At 74.0% G+C, this 21,600-nt stretch carries 19 protein-coding genes; 10 read left to right on the top strand and 9 right to left on the bottom strand.

Annotated elements, in window-relative coordinates; all coding sequences use genetic code 11:
- Positions 1-23 precede the first annotated feature (23 nt).
- Positions 24-491, top strand: coding sequence for a GNAT family N-acetyltransferase (locus ACFU5J_RS03495; protein WP_430577843.1), 468 nt, complete (start codon positions 24-26; stop codon positions 489-491).
- 42 nt (positions 492-533) lie between these two features.
- On the opposite strand, the gene ACFU5J_RS03490 is transcribed toward ACFU5J_RS03495, so the two are convergent.
- The gene (locus ACFU5J_RS03490; RefSeq protein ID WP_430577842.1) at positions 534-944 is read right to left on the bottom strand and encodes a hypothetical protein; all 411 of its coding nucleotides are present in this window, start codon (positions 942-944) and stop codon (positions 534-536) included.
- A 128-nt stretch (positions 945-1,072) separates the two neighbouring features.
- On the opposite strand from ACFU5J_RS03490, the gene ACFU5J_RS03485 reads away from it, so the two are divergent.
- On the top strand, positions 1,073-2,584 hold the full coding sequence (locus tag ACFU5J_RS03485; protein ID WP_430577841.1) for a DUF222 domain-containing protein: 1,512 nt from the start codon (positions 1,073-1,075) through the stop codon (positions 2,582-2,584).
- Positions 2,585-2,607: 23 nt separating this feature from the next.
- Here ACFU5J_RS03485 and ACFU5J_RS03480 read toward each other — a convergent pair whose 3' ends face one another.
- From ACFU5J_RS03480 to ACFU5J_RS03470, 3 genes are all read right to left on the bottom strand, one after another.
- On the bottom strand, positions 2,608-3,174 hold the full coding sequence (locus ACFU5J_RS03480) for a dihydrofolate reductase family protein (RefSeq protein WP_430577840.1): 567 nt from the start codon (positions 3,172-3,174) through the stop codon (positions 2,608-2,610).
- A gap of 84 nt (positions 3,175-3,258) precedes the next feature.
- Entirely contained in the window at positions 3,259-3,858 is a 600-nt protein-coding gene (locus tag ACFU5J_RS03475) for a gamma carbonic anhydrase family protein (RefSeq protein WP_430574003.1), read from the bottom strand.
- A 28-nt stretch (positions 3,859-3,886) separates the two neighbouring features.
- Positions 3,887-5,779 (bottom strand): FAD-dependent monooxygenase, encoded by a 1,893-nt coding sequence (locus ACFU5J_RS03470; RefSeq protein ID WP_430577839.1) that lies wholly within the window; start codon positions 5,777-5,779, stop codon positions 3,887-3,889.
- Between the two features lie 127 nt (positions 5,780-5,906).
- Between ACFU5J_RS03470 and ACFU5J_RS03465 the strand changes: the two genes are divergently transcribed.
- Positions 5,907-6,611, top strand: a complete 705-nt coding sequence (locus ACFU5J_RS03465; protein ID WP_430574001.1) for an IclR family transcriptional regulator — start codon at positions 5,907-5,909, stop codon at positions 6,609-6,611.
- A gap of 21 nt (positions 6,612-6,632) precedes the next feature.
- Here ACFU5J_RS03465 and ACFU5J_RS03460 read toward each other — a convergent pair whose 3' ends face one another.
- Positions 6,633-8,129 carry a carboxylesterase/lipase family protein gene (locus ACFU5J_RS03460; RefSeq protein ID WP_430577838.1) on the bottom strand — a complete coding sequence of 499 codons (1,497 nt, stop codon included), beginning with the start codon at positions 8,127-8,129 and terminating at the stop codon, positions 6,633-6,635.
- 90 nt (positions 8,130-8,219) lie between these two features.
- Positions 8,220-9,611: an MFS transporter gene (locus tag ACFU5J_RS03455; protein WP_430573999.1), complete on the bottom strand. Its 1,392-nt coding sequence runs from the start codon at positions 9,609-9,611 to the stop codon at positions 8,220-8,222.
- 100 nt (positions 9,612-9,711) lie between these two features.
- Between ACFU5J_RS03455 and ACFU5J_RS03450 the strand changes: the two genes are divergently transcribed.
- Genes ACFU5J_RS03450 through ACFU5J_RS03420 form a run of 7 tightly spaced genes read left to right on the top strand, consistent with a single transcriptional unit; the run spans position 9,712 to position 17,662 of the window.
- Entirely contained in the window at positions 9,712-11,160 is a 1,449-nt protein-coding gene (locus tag ACFU5J_RS03450; RefSeq protein WP_430577837.1) for a fumarylacetoacetate hydrolase family protein, read from the top strand.
- A complete protein-coding gene (locus tag ACFU5J_RS03445) occupies positions 11,157-11,852 on the top strand; it encodes a GntR family transcriptional regulator (protein ID WP_430573997.1) in 696 nt (231 codons plus the stop codon). The genes ACFU5J_RS03450 and ACFU5J_RS03445 overlap by 4 nt, the downstream gene beginning before the upstream one ends.
- Complete coding sequence (gene hpaE / locus ACFU5J_RS03440) at positions 11,852-13,351, top strand: 5-carboxymethyl-2-hydroxymuconate semialdehyde dehydrogenase (RefSeq protein ID WP_430577836.1); 1,500 nt, start codon at positions 11,852-11,854, stop codon at positions 13,349-13,351. The genes ACFU5J_RS03445 and hpaE overlap by 1 nt, the downstream gene beginning before the upstream one ends.
- A gap of 30 nt (positions 13,352-13,381) precedes the next feature.
- A complete protein-coding gene (gene hpaD, locus ACFU5J_RS03435) occupies positions 13,382-14,530 on the top strand; it encodes a 3,4-dihydroxyphenylacetate 2,3-dioxygenase (RefSeq protein WP_430577835.1) in 1,149 nt (382 codons plus the stop codon).
- 8 nt (positions 14,531-14,538) lie between these two features.
- The gene (gene hpaH, locus ACFU5J_RS03430; protein ID WP_430575336.1) at positions 14,539-15,351 is read left to right on the top strand and encodes a 2-oxo-hept-4-ene-1,7-dioate hydratase; all 813 of its coding nucleotides are present in this window, start codon (positions 14,539-14,541) and stop codon (positions 15,349-15,351) included.
- Positions 15,336-16,178: an HpcH/HpaI aldolase/citrate lyase family protein gene (locus ACFU5J_RS03425; protein WP_430577834.1), complete on the top strand. Its 843-nt coding sequence runs from the start codon at positions 15,336-15,338 to the stop codon at positions 16,176-16,178. The genes hpaH and ACFU5J_RS03425 overlap by 16 nt, the downstream gene beginning before the upstream one ends.
- Entirely contained in the window at positions 16,175-17,662 is a 1,488-nt protein-coding gene (locus ACFU5J_RS03420; RefSeq protein ID WP_430577833.1) for an NAD-dependent succinate-semialdehyde dehydrogenase, read from the top strand. The genes ACFU5J_RS03425 and ACFU5J_RS03420 overlap by 4 nt, the downstream gene beginning before the upstream one ends.
- Before the next feature lie 90 nt (positions 17,663-17,752).
- Here the strand turns inward: ACFU5J_RS03420 and ACFU5J_RS03415 are convergent, their stop codons facing one another.
- From ACFU5J_RS03415 to pdhA, 3 genes are read right to left on the bottom strand one after another with little or no spacing between them, the layout of a single operon-like run.
- A complete protein-coding gene (locus ACFU5J_RS03415) occupies positions 17,753-19,246 on the bottom strand; it encodes a dihydrolipoamide acetyltransferase family protein (RefSeq protein ID WP_430577832.1) in 1,494 nt (497 codons plus the stop codon).
- Positions 19,247-19,266: 20 nt separating this feature from the next.
- Positions 19,267-20,268: an alpha-ketoacid dehydrogenase subunit beta gene (locus ACFU5J_RS03410; RefSeq protein ID WP_430577831.1), complete on the bottom strand. Its 1,002-nt coding sequence runs from the start codon at positions 20,266-20,268 to the stop codon at positions 19,267-19,269.
- Positions 20,265-21,428, bottom strand: coding sequence for a pyruvate dehydrogenase (acetyl-transferring) E1 component subunit alpha (gene pdhA / locus ACFU5J_RS03405; RefSeq protein WP_430573990.1), 1,164 nt, complete (start codon positions 21,426-21,428; stop codon positions 20,265-20,267). The genes ACFU5J_RS03410 and pdhA overlap by 4 nt, the downstream gene beginning before the upstream one ends.
- Positions 21,429-21,600: the final 172 nt, after the last annotated feature.

Raw genomic sequence — 21,600 nt, 5'->3', positions numbered from 1 at the left:
GCTGGTCGCGCCAGACTGCACCCATGCTGATCAGCCGGGCGACCACCGCCGACGTCGTGGACCTCGCACAGCTCCTGTACGTCGACACCGCCGGCGAGGTGGGCGACGACGAGGCGGTCGACGAGTTCGCCGCCGAGCTCGGTCGATGGTGGGCCCACCGCGGCGACTCGCACGCCGCCTTCGTCGCCCGGAGCACGGACGGAGAGGTCGTCGGGATGGCATGGGTGGCGTTCGTCCCGCGGGTCCCGCGGGTCCCGCGCCCCCGTGCCACCGGTCGGCTGTCGGCCGACATCCAGACCGTCTTCGTCCGCTCGGACCACCGCGGTCGCGGCCTCGGCACCGCGCTCGTGGAGGCCGCGGCGGAGCATGCGACACGTCATGGCGCGGCGCACGTGACCGTCCACTCCAGCCGCAGGGCGGTGCCGGTTGACGAGCGGCTCGGCTTCGCGTCCTCCCCGCAGCTCCTGCGGACGACGGCTCCCCGGACGTGAGCCCAGGAGCGGGTGCGTGCCGGCTCGTCCCAGGTCGGGGCGTCAGCCCTCGCGGGGCTCGCTCTGGCCGCTCTGGACGAGGAACTGCTCCCCGCTGCACGAGTCGGGGAGGTGCTCGACAGGGCCGCTCGTCATGCCGCCGCCCAGGTGCACCTGCTCGCCGACGGTCAAGGTGAGCCCGAAGGCCTCGAGCGTCCGGGCCCGCGAGTCCCAGGCGAAGTCGGACGGGAACACGGGCACGATCGTCGTGCCGTCGCTCTCGACGACCAGGCAGCCGTCGACGAGCTGCAGCAGGCCGTCCAGCGCCGCCGCGTCGCCCTCGTTCCACGGCCCGGAGCGCACATACGACGCGGCGGGCGACGTCGGGTCGACAGGCGGCGGGTCGTCGGTGCAGGCGGTCGCCAGGACGAGGACGACCGCAGCGACCACGCCGGCGCGACCAGCGTTCTTCACGTGCTCATGATGCTGGGCGTGCTCGCCACGCGGAAGCCGCTGGCCCTGCGCTGGGGGTCGCTTCACCCGCCATGGAGGCTCGAACACGTGTTCGAGGGAGTGTCGGTGGCGGGTGGTTGGCTACTCGTATGGCCACACCGCCCAGCACCGCCGCTTCCCGGCTGGATGCTGTGCTGGAACAGGCCGCGGACGAGCAGGCGATGGTGAACGCGGCGGCGGGTCGCCGCACGGTCGCGCTCGCTCGGGTGCTGGCCGCGGCGCGGGTGGTGCCGGAGGCGTTGCTCGACGTCGAGATGGAGCGAGTGTCGTCCGCGACGGCGGAGCGACGTGGCTCGGTGGCGCACCGGGCGCTGGTGGCGGAGGTCGGGTGCGCGCTCGGGGTCAGCGAGCACGTCGCGGCCGGCTGGCTCGCGGACGCCCAGGTGCTGGCCTCGAAGGCGACCGCGACGTTGGACGCCTTGTGCGCGGGGACCATCTCCTACCAGCACGCGGCGAAGCTCGCCGACGCGGTCGGCGACCTGCCCGCGAGCGTCGCAGGACAGGTCGAGCGGACGGTCCTGGACCGGGCCCCCGGATTGACGGCGGCACGGTTCGGGGCGCTCGTCCGCGCCGCCCGCGACCGCCTGCACCCCGTGCCCGCCGAGGTCCGCCATGAGGCCGCCGCCCTGAAGGCGAACGTGTGGGTCGACGACGGCGCCGACGGGATGTCCTGGCTGACCGCACACCTACCCACCCCGGTCGCGCGTGCCGCCTACGACCGCCTGCACCGCACAGCCGCCCGTGCCAGGACGAACGGCGACCCACGCGGCGTCGGGCAGCTGCGCGCGGCCACACTGACCGCCCTCCTGCTCGACGACGGCATCGCCAGCCCACCGGTCGAGGCACCCGGCCCAGGCGCCACGGCAGGTGCCGGGCCAGGCAGCACACCACGAACCGCACCGGGAACCGCACCACCAGACCTGCCCGACCCGCTGGCCACCCTGGCCCGCACGGTCCGGCCGGTGGTGCACGTGACCGTCCCGGTCACCACGCTGGCCGGGGCCGGCGAATCCCCCGGCCTGCTGGACGGCACGACACCGGTCGACGCGGAGACCGCACGCCACCTGGCCGCCCGCGCGCCCACCCTGCGACGCCTGCTCACCGAACCCGTCACCGGCGCGATGCTCACCGTGGACCGCCGCAGCTACACCGTGCCCGCCGACCTGCGCGCGTTCCTCACCCAGCGCGACGTCACCTGCCGATTCCCCGGCTGCCGCGTGCCCGCTCGCCGCTGCGACGTCGACCACACCACCGCCTGGGCCGAGGACGGCCCCACCGATGCCGACAACCTGGCTCACCTGTGCCGCAGGCACCACACCCTGAAGCACGAGTCCCGCTGGCACGTCGAACAGGCCGACCACGGCGTCCTGGCCTGGACCTCACCCCGCGGCCGCACCTACCTCACCGCCCCCGGCACCGCCGACCACGCTCTCGCCCAGCTCGACGCATGGGCCACCGAGGCGGGGCACTTCACCCGCCAGGCCGATCCCGAGCCCGATCCCGAGCTCGATCCCGGCCGTCCGACCCGCCAGAGCGCCGCCGCGGGTGTCGCTGGATCGGTCGAGCCCCCTGCCACCTACCAGGACGACCCGCCGTACTGACGGGACCGCCTCGGGATCGCGCCTCAGTCCGTCCCGGGCGGCCCGTCCAGCACGGTCGGGGCGTACTCCAACAGCTGCAGCCGGCCGTCGAGGGTGCGGCTGTCGAGGAGCTCCAGCCGGACGTCGGGCCAGCCGTCGTAGAGGCGGTCGCCACCGGTGGCACCGTTGACCACCGGGAACACGACCACGCGCACCCGGTCCACCAGGCCGGCGACGAGGAGCGACCGGGCGAGGCCCGGGCTGCCGATCGTCCGGAGCGGGACGCCCTCCTGCTTCATGGAGCGCACGGCCTCGACGGCGTCGCCCGGGACGAGCGTGGTGTTCGCCCACTCCAGCGGCTCGGTGAGCGTCCGGGAGAACACGACCTTGGGGCGCGCGGTGACCTCGGCCATCTCCTCCTCGCCCGTCTCCGCGAACTGGGCGAAGAGGCGGTACGTCGTGGCGCCCAGCAGGGTGGTGAACTCCAGCCGGCCGTCCCGCTCGAGGAAGGCGAAGTAGTCCGGGCCGCCCATGCCCCACAGCCCCGGCCACCCCTCGGCGGAGCCGAACCCGTCGAGCGAGGTGATGTAGTCGATCATCAGGTCGGCCATGGCAGGGCCCCTTCCTGGCGCGCGTCGTCGGCGACGCCTCCGCCCCAGTATTCGCAGGGGTTGGGGCCGCGCGCACGACGACGGCTACCCCGGGTCGACGACCTCGTCGTCCCGGTGCGCGCCGTAGAACTCCGACTGGCGGCGCATCGTCTCGCGCGCCGGCGTGTCCCGCGCGGTCCCGTAGACCGTGCCCGGGAAGTCGAGCTCGCGCTGCACGGCCCAGATCTCGTCGTGGCTCCCGGGCGGCAGGATCCGGGCCGGGTCGCCCACGGCGACCCACCCGATCGGCACGACCGCGCCCGGCGGGAGGACGGTGTTGACGTGCACGACGCCGTGGATGCGCACCTCCGCGCCGGCGCCGACCCGGCTCCCCGGGAACAGGGCGGCACCGGTCGCGACGAACGCCTCGTCCTCGACCACGCTGCCGTTGACGTGCGCGTGCGGGCCCACCAGCACGGCGTCGCCCAGCCGCGCGTCGTGGCCGCGGCGGCCGCGCACGAGCGCCTGCTCCATGACCACGGTGTCGCGGCCGACGACGACGGCGCCGTCCTCCGCGGTGAGGACGGCGCCGTGCAGGATCCGGGCCCCGGCGGCGACGCGCACGTCGCCGACCAGCACCGCCGTCGGCGCGACGTACGCCGACGGGTCGACGGTGGGCGCGGTTCCTCGATGACGGATCAGCATGGCCCGGAACGTACCAGCGGGGACGGCGTCAGCGGCCGACGAACACCCCCGCGAAGAACTCGGCGAGCTCGTCGGTGGCGTCGAGCGGCAGCACGTGCGCCACGTACTGGTCGGGGCGCACGACGACCACCACCCCGTCGCGGGAGAGCTCTCGCTCGGCGAAGATGTCGTCCCCGGTCCAGACGGTGGGCCCGGCGGCGTACACCTTCTCCCAGTCGGTGAGCCCCAGGGGTCCGGTCTGCGGCCGGAACACCTCGGGGACCTCCGCGAGGTCCACGTCCTGGAAGGCCTGCTGGTAGACGACCTTCACGTCGAGGACGGCGTCGACGTCGGCGCCGTCCGGCGTGCACCGGGCCACGGGGGACTCCGGCGACGCCAGCCAGGCCGCCCACGAGTCGAGCGCGGACCGCGCCCCCGGGGCGGCGGCGTCGGCGAACGCGTAGACCCGCCACCGGCCGTCCGCCTTGGCGTGGTGGCCCAGGTGCACGGCGTTGCCGTCGCACACGCGCGTCACCTCGGCGGACTTGAACCGCTTGCCGAGCGGGAAGCCGGCCGCCAGCTCCTGCCGCGCGCCGCCGGCCACGATCGACGACGACCCGTACTGCGTCATGAACCCGGAGGGGAACTCCGACGTCGCGAGGTAGTAGTGGGCCAGCTCCTGCGGGTCGGAGATCTCCTCGGGCTTGCGGGCCATGAGGCTCGACCACTCGCGGTCGAAGTCGATGAGCTGCTGCGCCACGGGCTGCCGCTCGGTGGTGTAGGTGGCCAGGAGGGACTCGGGGCTGAGGCCGGTCAGCACGGACCCGAGCTTCCAGCCCAGGTTGAACCCGTCCTGCATCGACACGTTCATCCCCTGCCCCGCCTTGGCGCTGTGGGTGTGGCAGGCGTCGCCGGTGAGGAAGACGCGCGGGGTGCGGTGCTCCTCGCCGTCGGGCACGTCGTCGAACTTGTCGGTGACGCGGTGGCCGACCTCGTACACGCTGTGCCAGGCGACCTCCTTCACGTCCAGCGTGTACGGCGTGAGGATCTCGTTGGCCCGGCGGACGATCTCCTCGATCGGTGTCGTGCGCACCCGGTGGTGGTCGTCCGCGGCGACCTCGCCGAGGTCCACGTACACGCGGCAGAGGTACCCGCCCTCGCGCGGGATGAGCAGGATGTTCCCGGCCTCGGAGTTGATGGCGCACTTGGTGCGCCAGTCGGGGAAGTCGGTGTTGACGAGCACGTCCATCACGCCCCAGGCGTGCGCCGCGAACTCGCCGACGTGCTTGCGGCCGATCGCCTCGCGCACCGCGCTGCGGGCGCCGTCGCACCCGGCGACGTACCTGGCGCGTACGGTGCGCTCCTCGCCGGCGCGGTCGCCCGCGACGTGCCGCACGCGAACCTCGACGGGGTGCTCGTCGCCGTCGTGCACCGTGAGGCCGAGGAACTCGACGCCGTAGTCGGGCACGATGCGGGCCGGCCCGTGCGCGGCGGCCTCGGCGAAGTAGTCGAGCACGCGCGCCTGGTTGACGATGAGGTGCGGGTACTCGCTGATCTTGAGGCCGTAGTCCTCGGTGCGCGTGGTGCGCACGATGTGCTCCGGGTTCCGGGGGTCCGGGCCCCAGAAGTTCATCCAGCCGATGTTGTACGCCTCGGCGACGATGCGCTCCGCGAAGCCGAACGCGTCGAAGGTCTCGACGCTGCGCGGCTGGATGCCGTCGGCCTGGCCGAGCACCAGCCTGCCCTCGCGCTTCTCGATGATGCGCGTCGTGACCCCGGGGTACTGCGACATCTGCGCGGCGAGCAGCATGCCCGCGGGTCCGGACCCGACGACGAGCACGTCGACCTCGTCGGGCAGGTCGGCGGGCCGGTCCACACCGGTGCCGGCGGGCGGCAGCACCCGCGGGTCGCCGGACACGTAGCCGTGGTGGTGGAACTGCACGAGCTCTCCTCATCGTCGTCGATGCCCCCGACGTCCGCGTCGGGCCTTGCACGCTCGGCGGCGCCGTTCTATATTCGAACACGCCGTTCTACTATTGAATGCAGCCTAACCCACCGGAAGGACGCCGATGCCCGACGCCGGCCCCCCGCCGTCGCAGACCCTCAGCCGCGGGATCCGCATCCTCGAGACCCTCGCCGACGCCCGCGAGCCGCTCACCATCGACGACGTCGCCGGGCGGCTCGGCGTGCACCGGTCGATCGCGTACCGGCTGCTGCGCACCCTGGAGCACCACGGGCTGGTGGTGCGTGACGCGAACGGGCACGTCGCCCTCGGCGCGCGGATGGCGGCGCTGGCCGCCGGGGTCGCCCACGACCTGCAGGCCGAGGCGCTGCCGGAGCTCACCGCCGTCGCGAACGAGCTGGGGATGACGTGCTTCCTCGTCGTCCTCGACCACGACGAGTGCGTGACGCTCGTCAGCGTCGAGCCGCGCCACGCCGTCGCACCCGTGGCGCAGCGCCCGGGCACCCGGCACGCCGTCACCGCCGGGGCCCCCGGCAAGGCGATCCTCACGCTGGTGCCGGAGGCCGACTGGCCCGCCGGCATCCCGGCCACGCTGCGCGCCACCGTCGCCGAGGCCGCCGGGCGCGGGTGGGCGACCAGCCACGACGAGGTGATCCCCAGCCTCGAGTCCGTGGCCGTGCCGCTCGCGCTGCGCGGCCGCGGGCCGGCCGCGCTCGCCGTGGTGCACGTCGCGAGCCCCCTGGACCACCAGCAGGTGGCCGCCCGGCTCACCCGGTCCGCCGCCGCCGTCCGCGACGCCCTGGGCGGCTGACCCCCGGGCGGCGCCCGGCCCTCAGAGCAGGGGGCGCACCGAGGCGTAGGCGTCCGGCTCGTCGCGCACCGGCACGTCCCAGACGCGGGCGGTCCCGGCGTCGTCGTGACGCGGCCAGCCGGGGTCGCCGTCGACGACGAACGCCACCGCCGCGGCGTGGACCGCGTCGGCGAGCTCCTGCGGCGGGTGCGGGCCGGCGAGCGGCTCCGTCGCGGGCCCGTCGAGGCAGTCGAAGAAGAACGGCACGTCGAGGCAGTGCTCGGCGAAGCCGAAGGCGCCCGACGGCCACGCGAACCGGTAGAGCCAGGTCGCCGCGCCCCCGCGGTCGGCGGCGACGCGCAGCGCACCGGTCCGGAACATCCGGTCGGTGACGACGCGGCCCGCCAGCCGGACCTTCCCGAGCGCGACGACGTCCGCGTTGGCGTCCAGGTAGGCGCGGCGCGCCCGGGCCGGCACGCCCAGCCGGGACAGCAGCAACGACCGCGGCACCCAGCGCAGCGTCCGCGCGGCGCCCGCGAGCGCCATCGTGAACTCGTCGTCCGTGGTGCCGAGCACGAGGGGCTTGTCCGCGCCGACGCCGGCGCGCAGCGACTCGCGGGTGGGCCGCGGCAGGAGGTCGCCGTCGACGGCGGGGCCGAGCGGCAGCCCCTGCGAGATCACCGTGTCCAGCTGCCGGGGGTCGAGGTCGGTGGCTTCCTTCTGGAGGGCGAGGAGGCGCTCCTCGGGGACGGACGCCAAGCCCTCGCGCGTCGGCGCGACGCCGGCCCGCCGGGCGATGTCCTCGGCGAGCGCCCGCGCGCGCTCGTCGGACACGTCGGCGAGCGCGCCGGAGAGCGCGTAGACCCCGTGGAAGAGGTGCTGCGCGCGCTCCATGCCGAGCAGGGTGAGCACCGCGCCGCCTCCCGCCGACTGCCCGGCGACCGTCACGCGCGCCGGGTCGCCGCCGAAGGCCGCGACGTTCTGCTGCACCCACTCCAGCGCGAGGAGCCAGTCACGCACGCCGCGGTTGGACGGCGCGCCCTCGATCCGGCCGAAGCCGTCGAAGCCGAGGCGGTACGACACCGACACCGTGACGACGCCGTCGCGGTTGAAGGCGCGCCCGTCGTACCAGGGGCTCGCGGGCGACCCGGCGAAGTAGCCGCCCCCGTGGATCCAGACGAGCACCGGCAGGCCCGCGCCGGGAGACGCGGGCTCGGGCGAGGGCGTGAACACGTTGACGTTGAGCGTGGACTCCCCCGGCACGCTGGGCTCGGGGATGAGCGTGACGCCGGGGTCGCCGCGCTGGGCGGTGGCGCCGTGCTCGAGGGCGTCACGCACCCCGTCCCACGGGGCGTGCGGCACGGGGGCGGCGAACCGCAGGTCGCCCACGGGTGGCTCGGCGAACGGGATGCCCAGGAAGGCGGCGGAGCGCGGCGCCCCCGGCCCGGCGCCCGGACGCCAGCGCCCACGCACCCGGCCGGCGACGGTCCGCACCTCGACGAGGTCGGCCGGTCCGGACTGCCCGGTCTCGTTCGTCATCAGGACCTCCGCGCTCGTGACGGTGCACACCGGTGCACACCGTACGCGCCGACGCCGCGCTCCTGATCCTCCCCCGACGGGGGTGAGGCGTCAGGCGCGCGAGACCCCGTAGATCGGGCTGGCCGCCTGCTCCTCCTCGTGCTCCGGCCCCAGCGGGATGCCGGTGCGGTCGCGCAGCAGCAGCGTGGCGGCGAACGCCACCACCATGACGCCCGCGATGTAGAACGCGACGGACGTCGCGGTGCCGGTGCGCTGCACCAGCCAGGCCGCGATGGTCGGGGCGAACGCGCCGCCCAGGATGGCGCCGATCGCGTAGGTGATCGACACGCCGGAGTAGCGGATCGAGGCCGGGAAGAGCTCCGCGAAGTACGCGGCCTGCTGCCCGTACGTGAAGCCGTTGCCGATCGCGAAGAGCGAGACGCCGACGAACAGCAGCCAGGGGCTGCCCGTGTTCACCAGCGGGAACAGCAGGAACACCGTGGCCAGGAAGGCGACCCAGCCGATGATGTACGTGTTCCGGCGCCCGATGCGGTCGGAGACGGCGCCCGCCGCGAACGTGCAGGCCAGCCAGACCACGGACGCGCCCGCGACGGCGAGCAGCACCGGCGTGCGGTCCATGCCGACGAGGCCGCCGTCGGCGAGCGGCGTGGTCGCATAGTTCTGCAGGTACCCGCCGGTGGTCATGTAGCCGGCGGCGTTGTTGCCGGCGAAGGTGAGCGCGGCGAGCAGCACCAGCAGCCAGTGCTTGCGGAAGAGCGTGAGGATCGGCGTCTTCGCGGCCGCCTTCTTCTCCGCGATCTCGAGGAAGACGGGGCTCTCCTCGACCGACCGCCGCACGACGATGCCGACCAGGATCAGCACCACGCTCAGCAGGAACGGGATGCGCCAGCCCCACTGGAGGAAGGCGTCGCCCGGGGAGATGACGCCGGTCATGAGCGCCAGCACGCCGGAGGCGAGGAGCAGGCCGATCGGGACGCCGATCTGCGGGAACGCGCCCATGCGGCCGCGACGGCCGTCGGGCGCGTGCTCGACGGCCATGAGGACGGCGCCGCCCCACTCGCCGCCGGTCGACAGGCCCTGGACGATGCGCAGCAGCACGAGGAGCGCCGGGGCGGCGATGCCGATCGTGTCGTAGGTGGGCAGCAGGCCGATGAGGGTGGTGGCGCCGCCCATGAGGACGAGCGTGACGACGAGCATCGCCTTGCGGCCGATCTTGTCGCCGAAGTGGCCGGCGAGGAAGGCGCCGAGGGGGCGGAACAGGAAGCTGATCCCGACGGTCGCGAACGACAGCAGGGTGGCCGCGCTCTTGCCGGCCGGCTCGAAGAACAGCGTGCCGAACACCAGCCCGGCGGCGCTGGCGTAGAGGAAGAAGTCGTACCACTCGATGGTGGTACCGATGACGGTCGCGAACGCGACGCGGCGGAGCTCGCGGCGCTCGGTGGTCGGGGCGGCAGCGGTGCCGGTGGTCCCGGTGGTGGACATGGCGGGAGACCTCTCTGTCAGTCCGCGGGTGGTGCAGATCGCAGGATCGTATATCATCCGAGATACGACATGACAGCCTCGACCTGATAGTGGGGTGCCCGTGGTCACCGACGACCCGCCCAAGCCCGGCAAGATCATCGCCGTCCACCTCAACTACCCGTCGCGCGCGGCGCAGCGGGGCCGGACGCCGAGCCAGCCGTCCTACTTCCTCAAGCCCGCCTCGTCGCTCGCCGCGACCGGCGGCACCATCGAGCGCCCGCTCGGCACGGAGCTCCTCGCCTTCGAGGGCGAGGTCGCGATCCGCATCGGCACCGCCGCGCGCTGGGTCTCCCCCGCCGACGGCTGGTCGCACGTCGACGCCGTCACCGCGGCGAACGACTTCGGGCTCTACGACCTGCGCGCCGCCGACAAGGGCTCCAACCTGCGCAACAAGGGCGGGGACGGCTTCACGCCGCTCGGCCCGCGCTGGATCCCCGCCGCCGACGTCGACCCGGCCGGCCTGCGCGTGCGCACCTGGGTGGACGGCGAGCTGGTCCAGGACGACTCGACCGGCACCCTGCTGTTCGACCTCGGCCGCCTCGTCGCCGACCTCTCCCAGCACCTCACGCTCGAGCCCGGCGACGTGGTCCTCACCGGCACGCCGGCAGGCTCGTCGGTCGTGGGGCCGGGGCAGGTCGTCGAGGTCGAGGTGGACGCCCCCGACGCGCCCGGCGCCCCGTCCAGCGGCCGCCTCGTCACCACCGTCACCGCCGGCACGCGCGCCTTCGGCGACTTCGGGTCGAGGCCCGCCGTCGACGACACGCAGCGGGCGGAGGCCTGGGGCACCCCGGCGCCCGCGCCCGAGCCCGCGTTCGTCCTCACCGACGCGATGCGCGACCGGTTCGGAGGCGTCGCCGTCGCCACGCTGTCGGCCGCGCTGCGCAAGCGCGGCTACACCGACGTCTTCGTCGAGGGCGTGCACGGCAACCACCCGGGCGACCGGTTCGTGGGCACCGCCCGCACGCTGCGGCTGATCCCGTTCCGCCCGGACCTGTTCGCCTCCCACGGCGGCGGCTTCAACGCGCAGAAGCGCGCGTTCGACGCCGTCGGGCCGGGCGAGGTGATCGTGGTCGAGGCGCGCGGCGAGCGCGGCACCGGCACCGTGGGCGACGTGCTCGCCCTGCGCGCCCACGTGCGCGGGGCGGCGGCGGTCGTCACCGACGGCGGCGTCCGCGACGCCGACGCCGTGGCCGAGATCGGCATCCCCGTGTTCTCCCAGGGCCCGCACCCGTCCGTCCTCGGGCGCAAGCACGTGCCGTGGGAGACGGACGTGACCGTCGCCTGCGGCGGCGCCGCCGTCCAGCCGGGCGACGTCGTGGTGGGCGACGGCGACGGCGTCCTCGTCATCCCGCCCGCCCTCGTCGAGGAGGTGCTCGCCGAGGCCGAGGCCCAGGAGGCCGCCGACGCCTGGGTCGCGACCCAGGTCGCCGCCGGCGCCCCCGTCGACGGCCTGTTCCCCATGGACGCCGAGTGGCGGGCGCGGTACGAGCGCGAGACGGGCGCCCGATGACCGCCGTGACCGTGAGCAAGTCGCAGCGGGCGTACGCGTCCCTGCGCGAGCGGATCGAGGACGGCACGTTCGTGCCGGGCTACCGGCTGGTGCTGGCCCAGCTCGCCGGCGAGCTCGACATGTCCGTGGTGCCGGTGCGCGAGGCGATCCGCCGCCTCGAGGCGGAGGGCCTGGTGACGTTCGAGCGCAACGTCGGCGCCCAGGTCGCCCTCCTCAAGGAGACCGAGTACCAGCACACCATGGAGACGCTGGCGCTGGTGGAGGGCTTCGCCACCGCGCTGTCGGCCCCGCACCTGAGCGCCGCGCAGCTCGCGACCGCGCGCGAGGTCAACGAGCGGATGCGCGGCTGCCTCGCCGACTTCGACCCGCACCGCTTCACGGCGCTCAACCTCGACTTCCACGCCGTGCTGTTCGAGCCGTGCCCCAACCCGCACGTGCTCGACCTCGTGCACCGCGGGTGGCGGCGCATGACCGTGCTGCGCGACTCCTCGTTCTCGTTCGTGCCCGGCCGGGCGCGCGAGTCGGTCGCCGAGCACGACCGGATCCTCGATCTCGTCGCGGACCTGCAGGCCGGCACGGCCACCGCCACCGACGTCGAGCTCGCCGCCCGGCGCCACCGCACCGCCACCCTCGACGCCGTGCTCGCCTACCAGGCCGACCACCGTCCGCACTCCCAGTCCCAGGAGAAGTGATGACCGAGCAGTCCCACCGCCCCGCCGACCTGCCCGCCGCGATCCGGCACTACGTCGACGGCCGGTTCGTCGACTCCGCCGACGGCGCCACGTTCGACGTGCTGGACCCCGTCACCAACGAGACGTACCTGCAGGCCGCCGCGGGCAAGAAGGCCGACGTCGACGCCGCCGTCGCCGCCGCCCGCCGCGCCTTCACCGAGGGCCCGTGGCCGCGGATGCTGCCCCGCGAGCGCTCGCGCGTGCTGCACCGGATCGCCGACCTCGTGGAGTCCCGGGACGCCCGCCTCGCCGAGCTGGAGTCCTTCGACTCCGGCCTGCCGATCACGCAGGCGCTGGGCCAGGCCCGCCGCGCGGCCGAGAACTTCCGCTTCTTCGCGGACCTGATCGTGGCGCAGGCCGACGACACCTACAAGGTGCCCGGGCGCCAGATCAACTACGTCAACCGCAAGCCGATCGGCGTCGCCGGGCTCATCACGCCGTGGAACACGCCGTTCATGCTCGAGTCGTGGAAGCTCGCGCCCGCGCTCGCCACCGGGAACACCGTGGTGCTCAAGCCCGCCGAGTTCACGCCGCTGTCGGCGTCGCTGTGGGCGGGGATCTTCGAGGAGGCCGGCCTGCCGCAGGGCGTCTTCAACCTCGTCAACGGGCTCGGCGAGGAGGCCGGCGACGCGCTGGTGAAGCACCCCCACGTCCCGCTCATCTCCTTCACCGGCGAGAGCAGCACCGGCCAGCTGATCTTCGGCAACGCCGCCCCGTACCTCAAGGGCCTGTCCATGGAGCTGGGCGGCAAGTCCCCGGCGATCGTGTTCGCCGACGCCGACCTCGACGCCGCGATCGACGCGACGATCTTCGGCGTCTTCTCCCTCAACGGCGAGCGCTGCACCGCCGGGAGCCGCATCCTCGTCGAGCGCCCCGTCTACGACGAGTTCGTGGAGCGGTACGCCGCCCAGGCGAAGCGCGTGCGCGTCGGCTACCCGCACGAGAAGGAGACCGAGGTCGGCGCCCTCGTGCACCCGGAGCACTTCGCGAAGGTCATGGGCTACGTGGAGATCGGCAGGTCCGAGGGCCGGCTCGTCGCCGGCGGCGGCCGCCCCGAGGGCTTCGAGACCGGCAACTTCGTGGCCCCCACCGTCTTCGCCGACGTGAAGCCCGACGCCCGGATCTTCCAGGAGGAGATCTTCGGCCCCGTCGTCGCGATCACCCCGTTCGACACCGAGGCCGAGGCGCTCGAGCTCGCCAACGGCGTGAGGTACGGCCTGGCCGCCTACGTGTGGACGAACGACCTCAAGCGGGCCCACAACTTCTCCCAGGCCGTCGAGGCCGGGATGGTGTGGCTGAACTCGAACAACGTGCGCGACCTGCGCACCCCGTTCGGCGGCGTCAAGGCGTCGGGGCTCGGCCACGAGGGCGGCTACCGCTCCATCGACTTCTACACCGACCAGCAGGCCGTGCACATCACGCTCGGCAAGGTGCACAACCCCACCTTCGGCAAGAACTGACGCACTCGGTACACGAGCAAGGACGCTGACATGACCGACAAGAACGACCGCACCCTCACCTCCTCGGGCTTCTACGTCTCCCAGGAGGCGCCGATCCACGCGGAGAACCCGATCGCGACGCCGTCGAGCCCCGCGCCCGACATCCTGCGCTGCGCGTACATGGAGCTCGTCGTCACGGACCTCGCGGCCTCCCGCGAGTTCTACGTCGACGTGCTCGGCCTGTACGTCACCGCGGAGGACGACGAGAGCGTCTACCTGCGGTCCACCGAGGAGTTCATCCACCACAACCTCGTGCTCCGCAAGGGCACGGTCGCGGCGGTCGCGGCGTTCTCCTACCGCGTGCGCACGCCGGAGGACCTCGACAGGGCCGTCGCCTTCTACACCGAGCTCGGCTGCGAGGTGCGGCGCGAGCCCGGCGGGTTCACCCAGGGCATCGGGGACTCGGTGCGCGTGGTCGACCCGCTCGGCTTCCCGTACGAGTTCTTCCACGACGTGCAGCACGTGGAGCGGCTGTCGTGGCGCTACGACCTGCACACCCCCGGCGAGCTGGTGCGCCTGGACCACTTCAACCAGGTGACGCCCGACGTGCCCCGGGCCGTGAAGTTCATGCAGGACCTGGGCTTCCGCGTCACCGAGGACATCCAGGACGACGCCGGCACCGTCTACGCCGCGTGGATGCGCCGCAAGCCCACCGTGCACGACACGGCGATGACGGGCGGCGACGGCCCCCGCATGCACCACGTCGCGTTCTCGACCCACGAGAAGCACAACATCCTGGCCATCTGCGACAAGCTCGGGGCGCTGCGCCGCTCCGACTGCATCGAGCGGGGCCCCGGCCGCCACGGCGTCTCCAACGCGTTCTACCTGTACCTGCGCGACCCCGACGGCCACCGCGTCGAGATCTACACGCAGGACTACTACACCGGCGACCCGGACAACCCGGTCGTCACCTGGGACGTGCACGACAACCAGCGCCGCGACTGGTGGGGCAACCCCGTGGTGCCGAGCTGGTACACCGAGGCGTCCCTGGTGCTGGACCTCGACGGCGACCCGCAGCCCGTCGTCGCCCGCACCGACGACTCCGAGATGGAGGTGACGGTCGGCGCCGACGGCTTCTCCTACACCCGCAAGGACGACGACGGCGGGGTGCAGGGCTTCAAGCTGGGGGCGACGCTGTGACTCCCCCGGTGGGCGCGACGCCCGACGGCGAGCGCACGCTCGACGACGACGCCGTCGTCGCGATCGCGGACGAGCTCGCCGAGGCGGACCGCACCCGCACCCCCGTGCCGCTGCTCACCGCGCGGCACCCGGGCATGACGGTGGCCGACGCGTACGCCGTGCAGCGCACCTGGCGCGAGCGCGGCGAGGCGCGCGGGCGCCGCGTCGTCGGGCACAAGATCGGCCTGACGTCGAAGGCCATGCAGGCCGCGACCGGCATCACGGAGCCGGACTACGGCGTCATCTTCGACGACATGGTGCTCGAGTCCGGCGGCGTCGTGGAGCACGCCGCGTACTCGAACGTGCGCGTCGAGGTGGAGCTCGCGTTCGTCCTCGCCGAGCCCCTGGCGGGCCCGGGCGTCACCGTGACCGACGTGCTGCGCGCCACCGACCGCGTCGTGCCGGCGCTGGAGATCCTCGACGCGCGCGTCGAGATGCCGGGCCGCACCATCGTCGACACGATCAGCGACAACGCCGCCATGGGTGCCATGGTGGTGGGCGGGCGGCCCGTCCGGGTCGACGACGTCGACCTGCGCTGGGTGTCCGCCCTCCTGTACCGCAACGAGACCATCGAGGAGACGGGCGTGGCCGCCGGGGTGCTCGGGCACCCCGCCGCCGGCGTCGCCTGGCTCGCGAACAAGCTGGCCGCGCACGGCGACTCCCTCGCCGCGGGCGAGACCGTCCTCGCCGGGTCGTTCACCCGCCCCACGTGGGTGCACCCCGGCGACACCGTGCACGCCGACTACGGAAGCCTGGGGGCCGTGACATGCCGCTTCGTGTGACCGACGACCCGACCACCGACCGCTCGCTCGCCGCCCTGCTCGCCGGGGCCGCGGGCGAGGGCCGCCCCCTCGTCGGCGCGTGGTCGTCGATGGGCAGCCCCGTCGCCGCGGAGATCCTGGCCGGCAGTGGCCTGGACGTCGTGCTGGTCGACGGCGAGCACGGCCCGAACGACCTCACCACCGTCCTCGCGCAGCTCCAGGCCACGGCCGCGTACCCCGTGGCCACGCTGGTGCGGGTGCCCTCCGGCGACCCTGTCGGCCTCAAGCGGGTGCTCGACCTCGGCGCCACCAACGTGCTGGTGCCCATGGTCGACTCCGCCGCCGAGGCGGAGGCCGCCGTCCGCGCCGTGCGCTACCCGCCCGCGGGGGTGCGCGGCGTCGGCAGCGCGCTCGCCCGCTCCTCGCGGTGGAGCCGCGTGCCCGGGTACCTGGGCGGCGCGAACGACGGCATCACGCTGGTCGTGCAGCTCGAGACCCGGGCCGCGATCGAGGACGCCGCGGGCATCGCGGGGACCGACGGCGTCGGCGCCGTGCTGGTCGGGCCCGCGGACCTCGCCGCGTCCCTCGGCCACCTCGGGCAGCAGGACCACCCCGAGGTCGTCGACGCCGTGCTCGGCGCGATCGCCGCGTGCCGCGCGGCGGGCACGCCCGTCGGCGTCAACGCCTTCGACCCGGCCATGGCCGACCGCTATCTCGACGCCGGCGCCTCGTACGTCGTCGTCGGCGCCGACGTCACCCTGCTCGCGCGCGGCACGGAACAGCTCGCCGCGCGCGTCGCCTCCCGCACCCCAGCGACCGCACAGCCGAAGGACGGTGGACCCCGATGACGACAACCCCGACCACGACCGGACCCCGCGCACGGGCGGCCGAGCTCCTGGCCACCACGCCCACGGGGCTGCTGATCGGCGGCACCTGGCGCGACGCGTCGGACGGCGGCACGTTCGCCGTCGAGAACCCGGCCACCGAGGAGACACTGGTGCGCGTCGCCTCCGCGACCGCCGACGACGCGCGCGCCGCCCTCGACGCGGCCGCCGCCGCGCAGGCGTCCTGGGGCGCGACCCCGGCGCGCGAGCGCGCCGAGATCCTGCGCCGCGGGTTCGCCCTCGTGCAGGAGCGTCGCGAGGACCTCGCGCTGCTCATGACGCTCGAGATGGGCAAGCCGCTGGCCGAGGCGCGCGGCGAGGTGACCTACGGGGGCGAGTTCCTGCGCTGGTTCGCCGAGCAGGCCACCCACGACGACAGCCGGTACGCGCACAGCCCGGAGGGGACGCTCCGCCTGCTCGTGCAGCGCCGCCCCGTGGGCCCGTGCCTGCTCATCACGCCGTGGAACTTCCCGCTCGCGATGGCCACCCGCAAGGTGGCGCCCGCCGTCGCCGCCGGCTGCACCATGGTGCTCAAGCCGGCCCGCCTCACGCCGCTGACGTCGCTGCTGTTCGCGCAGCTCATGGTCGAGGCCGGCCTGCCGGACGGCGTGCTCAACGTGGTGCCCTCGGCCTCCGCGGCGGCCGTGAGCGAGCCGCTGATGGCGGACCGGCGGCTGCGGAAGGTGTCGTTCACCGGGTCCACCCCGGTGGGCCAGTCGCTGCTGCGGTCGGCCGCCGAGAACGTGCTGCGCACCTCCATGGAGCTCGGCGGCAACGCCCCGCTGGTCGTCTTCGAGGACGCCGACCTGGACGCCGCCGTCGACGGCGCCATGGCCGCCAAGCTCCGCAACGGCGGCGAGGCCTGCACCGCGGCCAACCGGTTCTACGTGCACGAGTCCGTGGCCGACGAGTTCGTCTCCCGGCTCGCCGAGCGCTTCCGCGCCGTCGTCGCCGGGAACGGCCTGGACGACGGGACGACGCTCGGCCCGCTCGTCGAGGCCAAGGCCGTGGACTCCGTCGCCGCCCTCGTGGACGACGCCGTCGCCCGCGGCGCGCAGGTCGTCGTCGGCGGCACCCGCCCCGACGGCCCCGGCCACTTCTACCCGGCCACCCTGCTGCGCGACGTCCCCGCCGACGCCCGCTGCATGACGGAGGAGATCTTCGGTCCTGTCGCCCCCGTCGCCACCTTCCGCACCGAGGACGAGGCCGCCGAGCTCGCCAACTCCACCGAGTACGGGCTGGCGTCGTACGTCTTCACCGCCGACGTGCGTCGTGGGCTCGCGTTCGCCGAGCGCCTCGAGTTCGGCCTGCTGGGCCTCAACGCGGGCGTCATCTCCAACGCCGCCGCGCCGTTCGGCGGGATGAAGCAGTCCGGCTCCGGCCGCGAGGGCGGCTTCGAGGGCATCGCCGAGTACCAGGAGACCCAGTACGTCGGCATGCCGCTCTGAACCACGAGATCGAGGTACCCGTCGCGAGGTCGACCTTCAGGAGGTCGATCTCGCGACGGGTACCTCGATCTCGTCGTGGTCCGGGACCCCTCAGCCCCAGACGAGCCCGCGGGCCGGGTCCTCGAGCACCTTCGCGACGTCGGCCAGGTAGCGGGCGGCGAGCTCGCCGTCCACGAGCCGGTGGTCGACGGACAGGGCGAGCTGGGTGACCCAGCGGGCCTTGATCTTGCCCTTGTGCACCCACGGCTGCTTCCGGATCGCGCCGAACGCGAGGATGCCGGCCTCCCCCGGGTTGAGGATCGGGGTGCCGGTGTCCGTCCCGAAGATGCCGACGTTGGTGATCGTGATCGAGCCGTCCGCCATGTCCGCCGGCTGCGTGCGCCCCGCGCGGGCGGTCGACGTCAGCGTGGCGATCGCCTTCGCGAGGCCGAGCAGGTCGAGGGTGTGGGCGTCCTTGATGTTCGGCACGACGAGCCCGCGCGGCGTCGCGGCCGCGATCCCCAGGTTCACGTAGTGCTTGTAGACGATCTCCTGCGACGCCTCGTCCCAGCTCGCGTTGATCTGCGGGTGCCGGTTCACGGCGAGCAGCACGGCCTTGGCCGCGACGAGCAGCGGCGTGACGCGCACGTCGGCGAAGTCGCGGTCCTCCTTGAGCGAGGCGACGAGCTTCATCGTCTTGGTGACGTCGACGGTCTGGAAGACGGTGACGTGCGGGGCGGTGAACGCGCTGGCCACCATCGCCTCGGCCGTGCGCTTGCGCACCGACTTCACCGGGACGCGCGTCTGCCGGCCGTCGCCGCTGACCGTGCCGGACGCGAGCCAGGGCCGGTCGTCGTCCGGGTAGGTGGCCAGGGCCTTCGGCGCGGCGCCCTCGGCGTGCGCGACGACGTCCTCCCGCGTGACGATCCCGCCCGGGCCCGTGGGGTGCACGGAGGCGAGGTCGACGCCGAGGTCCTTGGCGAGCTTGCGCACCGGCGGCTTGGCCAGCACGCGGGCGCTCTGCGCGCCCGCGGCGGACGACGCGGGCACGCTCGCCATCGGCTTCTCGATCGCCGGCCCGGCCGGGGCGGGCGCCGGAGCCGGAGCCTGAGCGGGGTCCGGTGCCGGTGCCGGTGCGTCGACGTCGGGGCGAGCGCTCGAGGTCGAGGTCCCGGACCTCGACGTCGGGCGCTTCGCCTCGACCTCGGCGGCCGGGGCGGCACCGCGGCGCCGACGTCGGCCACCGCCCGCGCCGTCGCCGGTGCCGTACCCGACGAGCACGGAACCGGAGCCCTCCCCCGACGCCTCGCCGGCGGCCGCCGCAGGCGCTTCGGGCGCGCCGCCCGACGGTGCACCGGCCGGCGCGTCGGTGGTGATCTCGATGATCGCCGTGCCGACGTCGACCGTCGTGCCCTCCTCCGCGAGCAGCGCCGTGACGGTGCCGGCCCACGGCGACGGCAGCTCGACGAGCGACTTGGCGCTCTCGATCTCCACGATCACCTGGTTGACGGTGACGGTGTCGCCGACGGCGACGCGCCACTCGACGATCTCGGCCTCGGTGAGGCCCTCGCCGACGTCGGGCAGCGGGAAGCGCTGGGTCGTCATCGTTCTCCTCAGCCTTGCTCTCAGTGGGCCAGGACGCGGTCGACGGCGTCCACGACGCGGTCGACGCTCGGCAGGTACTCGTGCTCGAGCTTCGCGACCGGGTACGGCGCGTGGAAGCCGCCCACCCGCAGGACGGGGGCCTCCAGCGAGTAGAAGCACTCCTCGCTGACGCGGGCCGCGACCTCGGCGCCCGAGCCGAGGAACGTGGGGGCCTCGTGCACCACGACGCAGCGTCCGGTGCGGCGCACGGACTCGGCGACGGCGGTGACGTCGAGCGGCGAGATCGAGCGCAGGTCGACGACCTCGGCGCTGGTGCCCTCGGCCGCCAGGGTGTCGGCGGCCTTGAGCGCCGTCGCGACGGTCGGCCCGTACGCGACCAGCGTGACGTCGGTGCCCGGCCGGGCGACGTGCGCCCGGTTGAGCACGTCCGCGGCCCCCGCGGCGTGCGCCGTCGGGTAGGGGCTGGTGGTGACCTCGCCCTTGGACCAGTAGCGGCCCTTGGGCTCGAAGAAGAGCACCGGGTCGGGCGACGCGACGGCGGCGCGGATCATGTCGTGGGCGTCCTGCGGGGTGGACGGCGACACGACGCGCAGGCCGGGCGTGTGCGCGAACAGCGCCTCCGGGCTCTCCGAGTGGTGCTCCACCGCGCCGATGCCGCCGCCGTAGGGGATGCGGATGACGACGGGCACCTGCAGCCGGCCGCGCGACCGGTAGTGCATCTTGGCCAGCTGCGTCGTGATCTGGTCGTAGGCCGGGAAGACGAAGCCGTCGAACTGGATCTCGCACACGGGCCGGTAGCCGCGCAGCGCCATGCCGATCGCGGTGCCGACGATGCCGGACTCCGCCAGCGGCGTGTCCACCACGCGGTCCTCGCCGAAGTCCTTCTGCAGGCCGTCGGTGACGCGGAAGACGCCGCCGTTGCGGCCCACGTCCTCGCCCATGACGAGGACCTTCGGGTCGGACTCGAGCGCGGAACGCAGGCCCTCCGTGATGGCGCGGGCGAAGGTGAGGGTCTCGCTCATCGGGTGGCCCCCGTCGTCTCGCTCGTCTCGTTCTCGTACTGCTCGAACCACGCCCGCTCGGCGGTGACCTGCGCGTGCTCGGTGGCGTACACGTGCTCGAACATCGTCGCGGTGGGCGGGGCGCCCAGCTCGCGGACCTCCGTGCGCAGCCGCTCGCCGAGCGCGTCGGCCTCGCGGTCGATGCCGGCCGCCCAGTCGTCGTCCCAGGCGTCCTCGGCGCGCAGCAGCGCGGCGAGGCGGTCGATCGGGTCGCGGCGGGCCCAGTAGTCCTCCTCGGCGCGGGACCGGTACCGGGTCGGGTCGTCGGAGGTGGTGTGCGCGCCCATCCGGTACGTGTACGCCTCGACGAACGTCGGACCGCCGCCGGAGTGGGCGCGCTCGATCGCCTCCGCCGTCACGGCGTAGCAGGCGAGCACGTCGTTGCCGTCCACCCGGACGCTGGGGATGCCGAAGCCCTCGCCGCGCTGGTACAGGGGCGAGCGCGTCTGGCGCGACGTCGGCTCGGAGATCGCCCACTGGTTGTTCTGCAGGAAGAACACGACGGGCGCGTTGTTCACGGCCGCGAACACGAGCGCCTCGCTCACGTCGCCCTGGCTGGTGGCGCCGTCGCCGAAGTAGGTGACGACGGCGGCGTCGCGCGCCGCGTCGCCGGTGCCGACCGCGCCGTCGCGCTGCACGCCCATGGCGTAGCCGGTGGCGTGCAGCACGTGGGAGCCGATGACGAGCGTGTACAGGTGCACGTTGTGCTCGTTCGGGTCCCAGCCGCCGTGGTCCTCGCCGCGGTACAGGCGGAGGCGGTCGACCGGGTCGACGCCGCGCGCCTGCAGCACCCCGTGCTCCCGGTACGAGGGGAACACGTAGTCCTGCGGCGACAGGGCGTACGCCGACCCGACCTGGGCTGCCTCCTGGCCACGGCCCTGCGCGTACAGCGCGAGCTCGCCCTGGCGCTGCAGGGCCGTGGCCTCGTCGTCGAACCGTCGCGTCAGCACCATGTCGCGGTACAGGGCGCGCAGATCCTCGGAGGTGAGGTGGTCGACACGCGAGCGGTAGGTCGCGTTGTCGGGTTCGACGACACGCTCGCCGGTGGGCGAGACGAGCTGGACGAGGGGATGGACGTCGGCGGGCACGACGTCGGGCTCGCCGGTGGTGGGCTGCGGCACGCGTTCTCCTTCGCTGGCGGCCCCGGGCGGGGCGGGCTGCTCCGGCACGGACGAGGTTCCGGCGGTGGACCCACCGGAACCTACGCCTTCGTAGCCTACGCCAGCGTAGGTTGCCGTCCATGGGGCGCACCCCCCAGCGGCGCTACCAATGTCCCCCCGCCCATTTTGGAGG

It is taken from the genome of Isoptericola sp. NPDC057559 (assembly GCF_042801555.1).
Classification (GTDB): domain Bacteria; phylum Actinomycetota; class Actinomycetes; order Actinomycetales; family Cellulomonadaceae; genus Isoptericola.
This window is presented reverse-complemented; position numbering and strand designations above follow the sequence as displayed.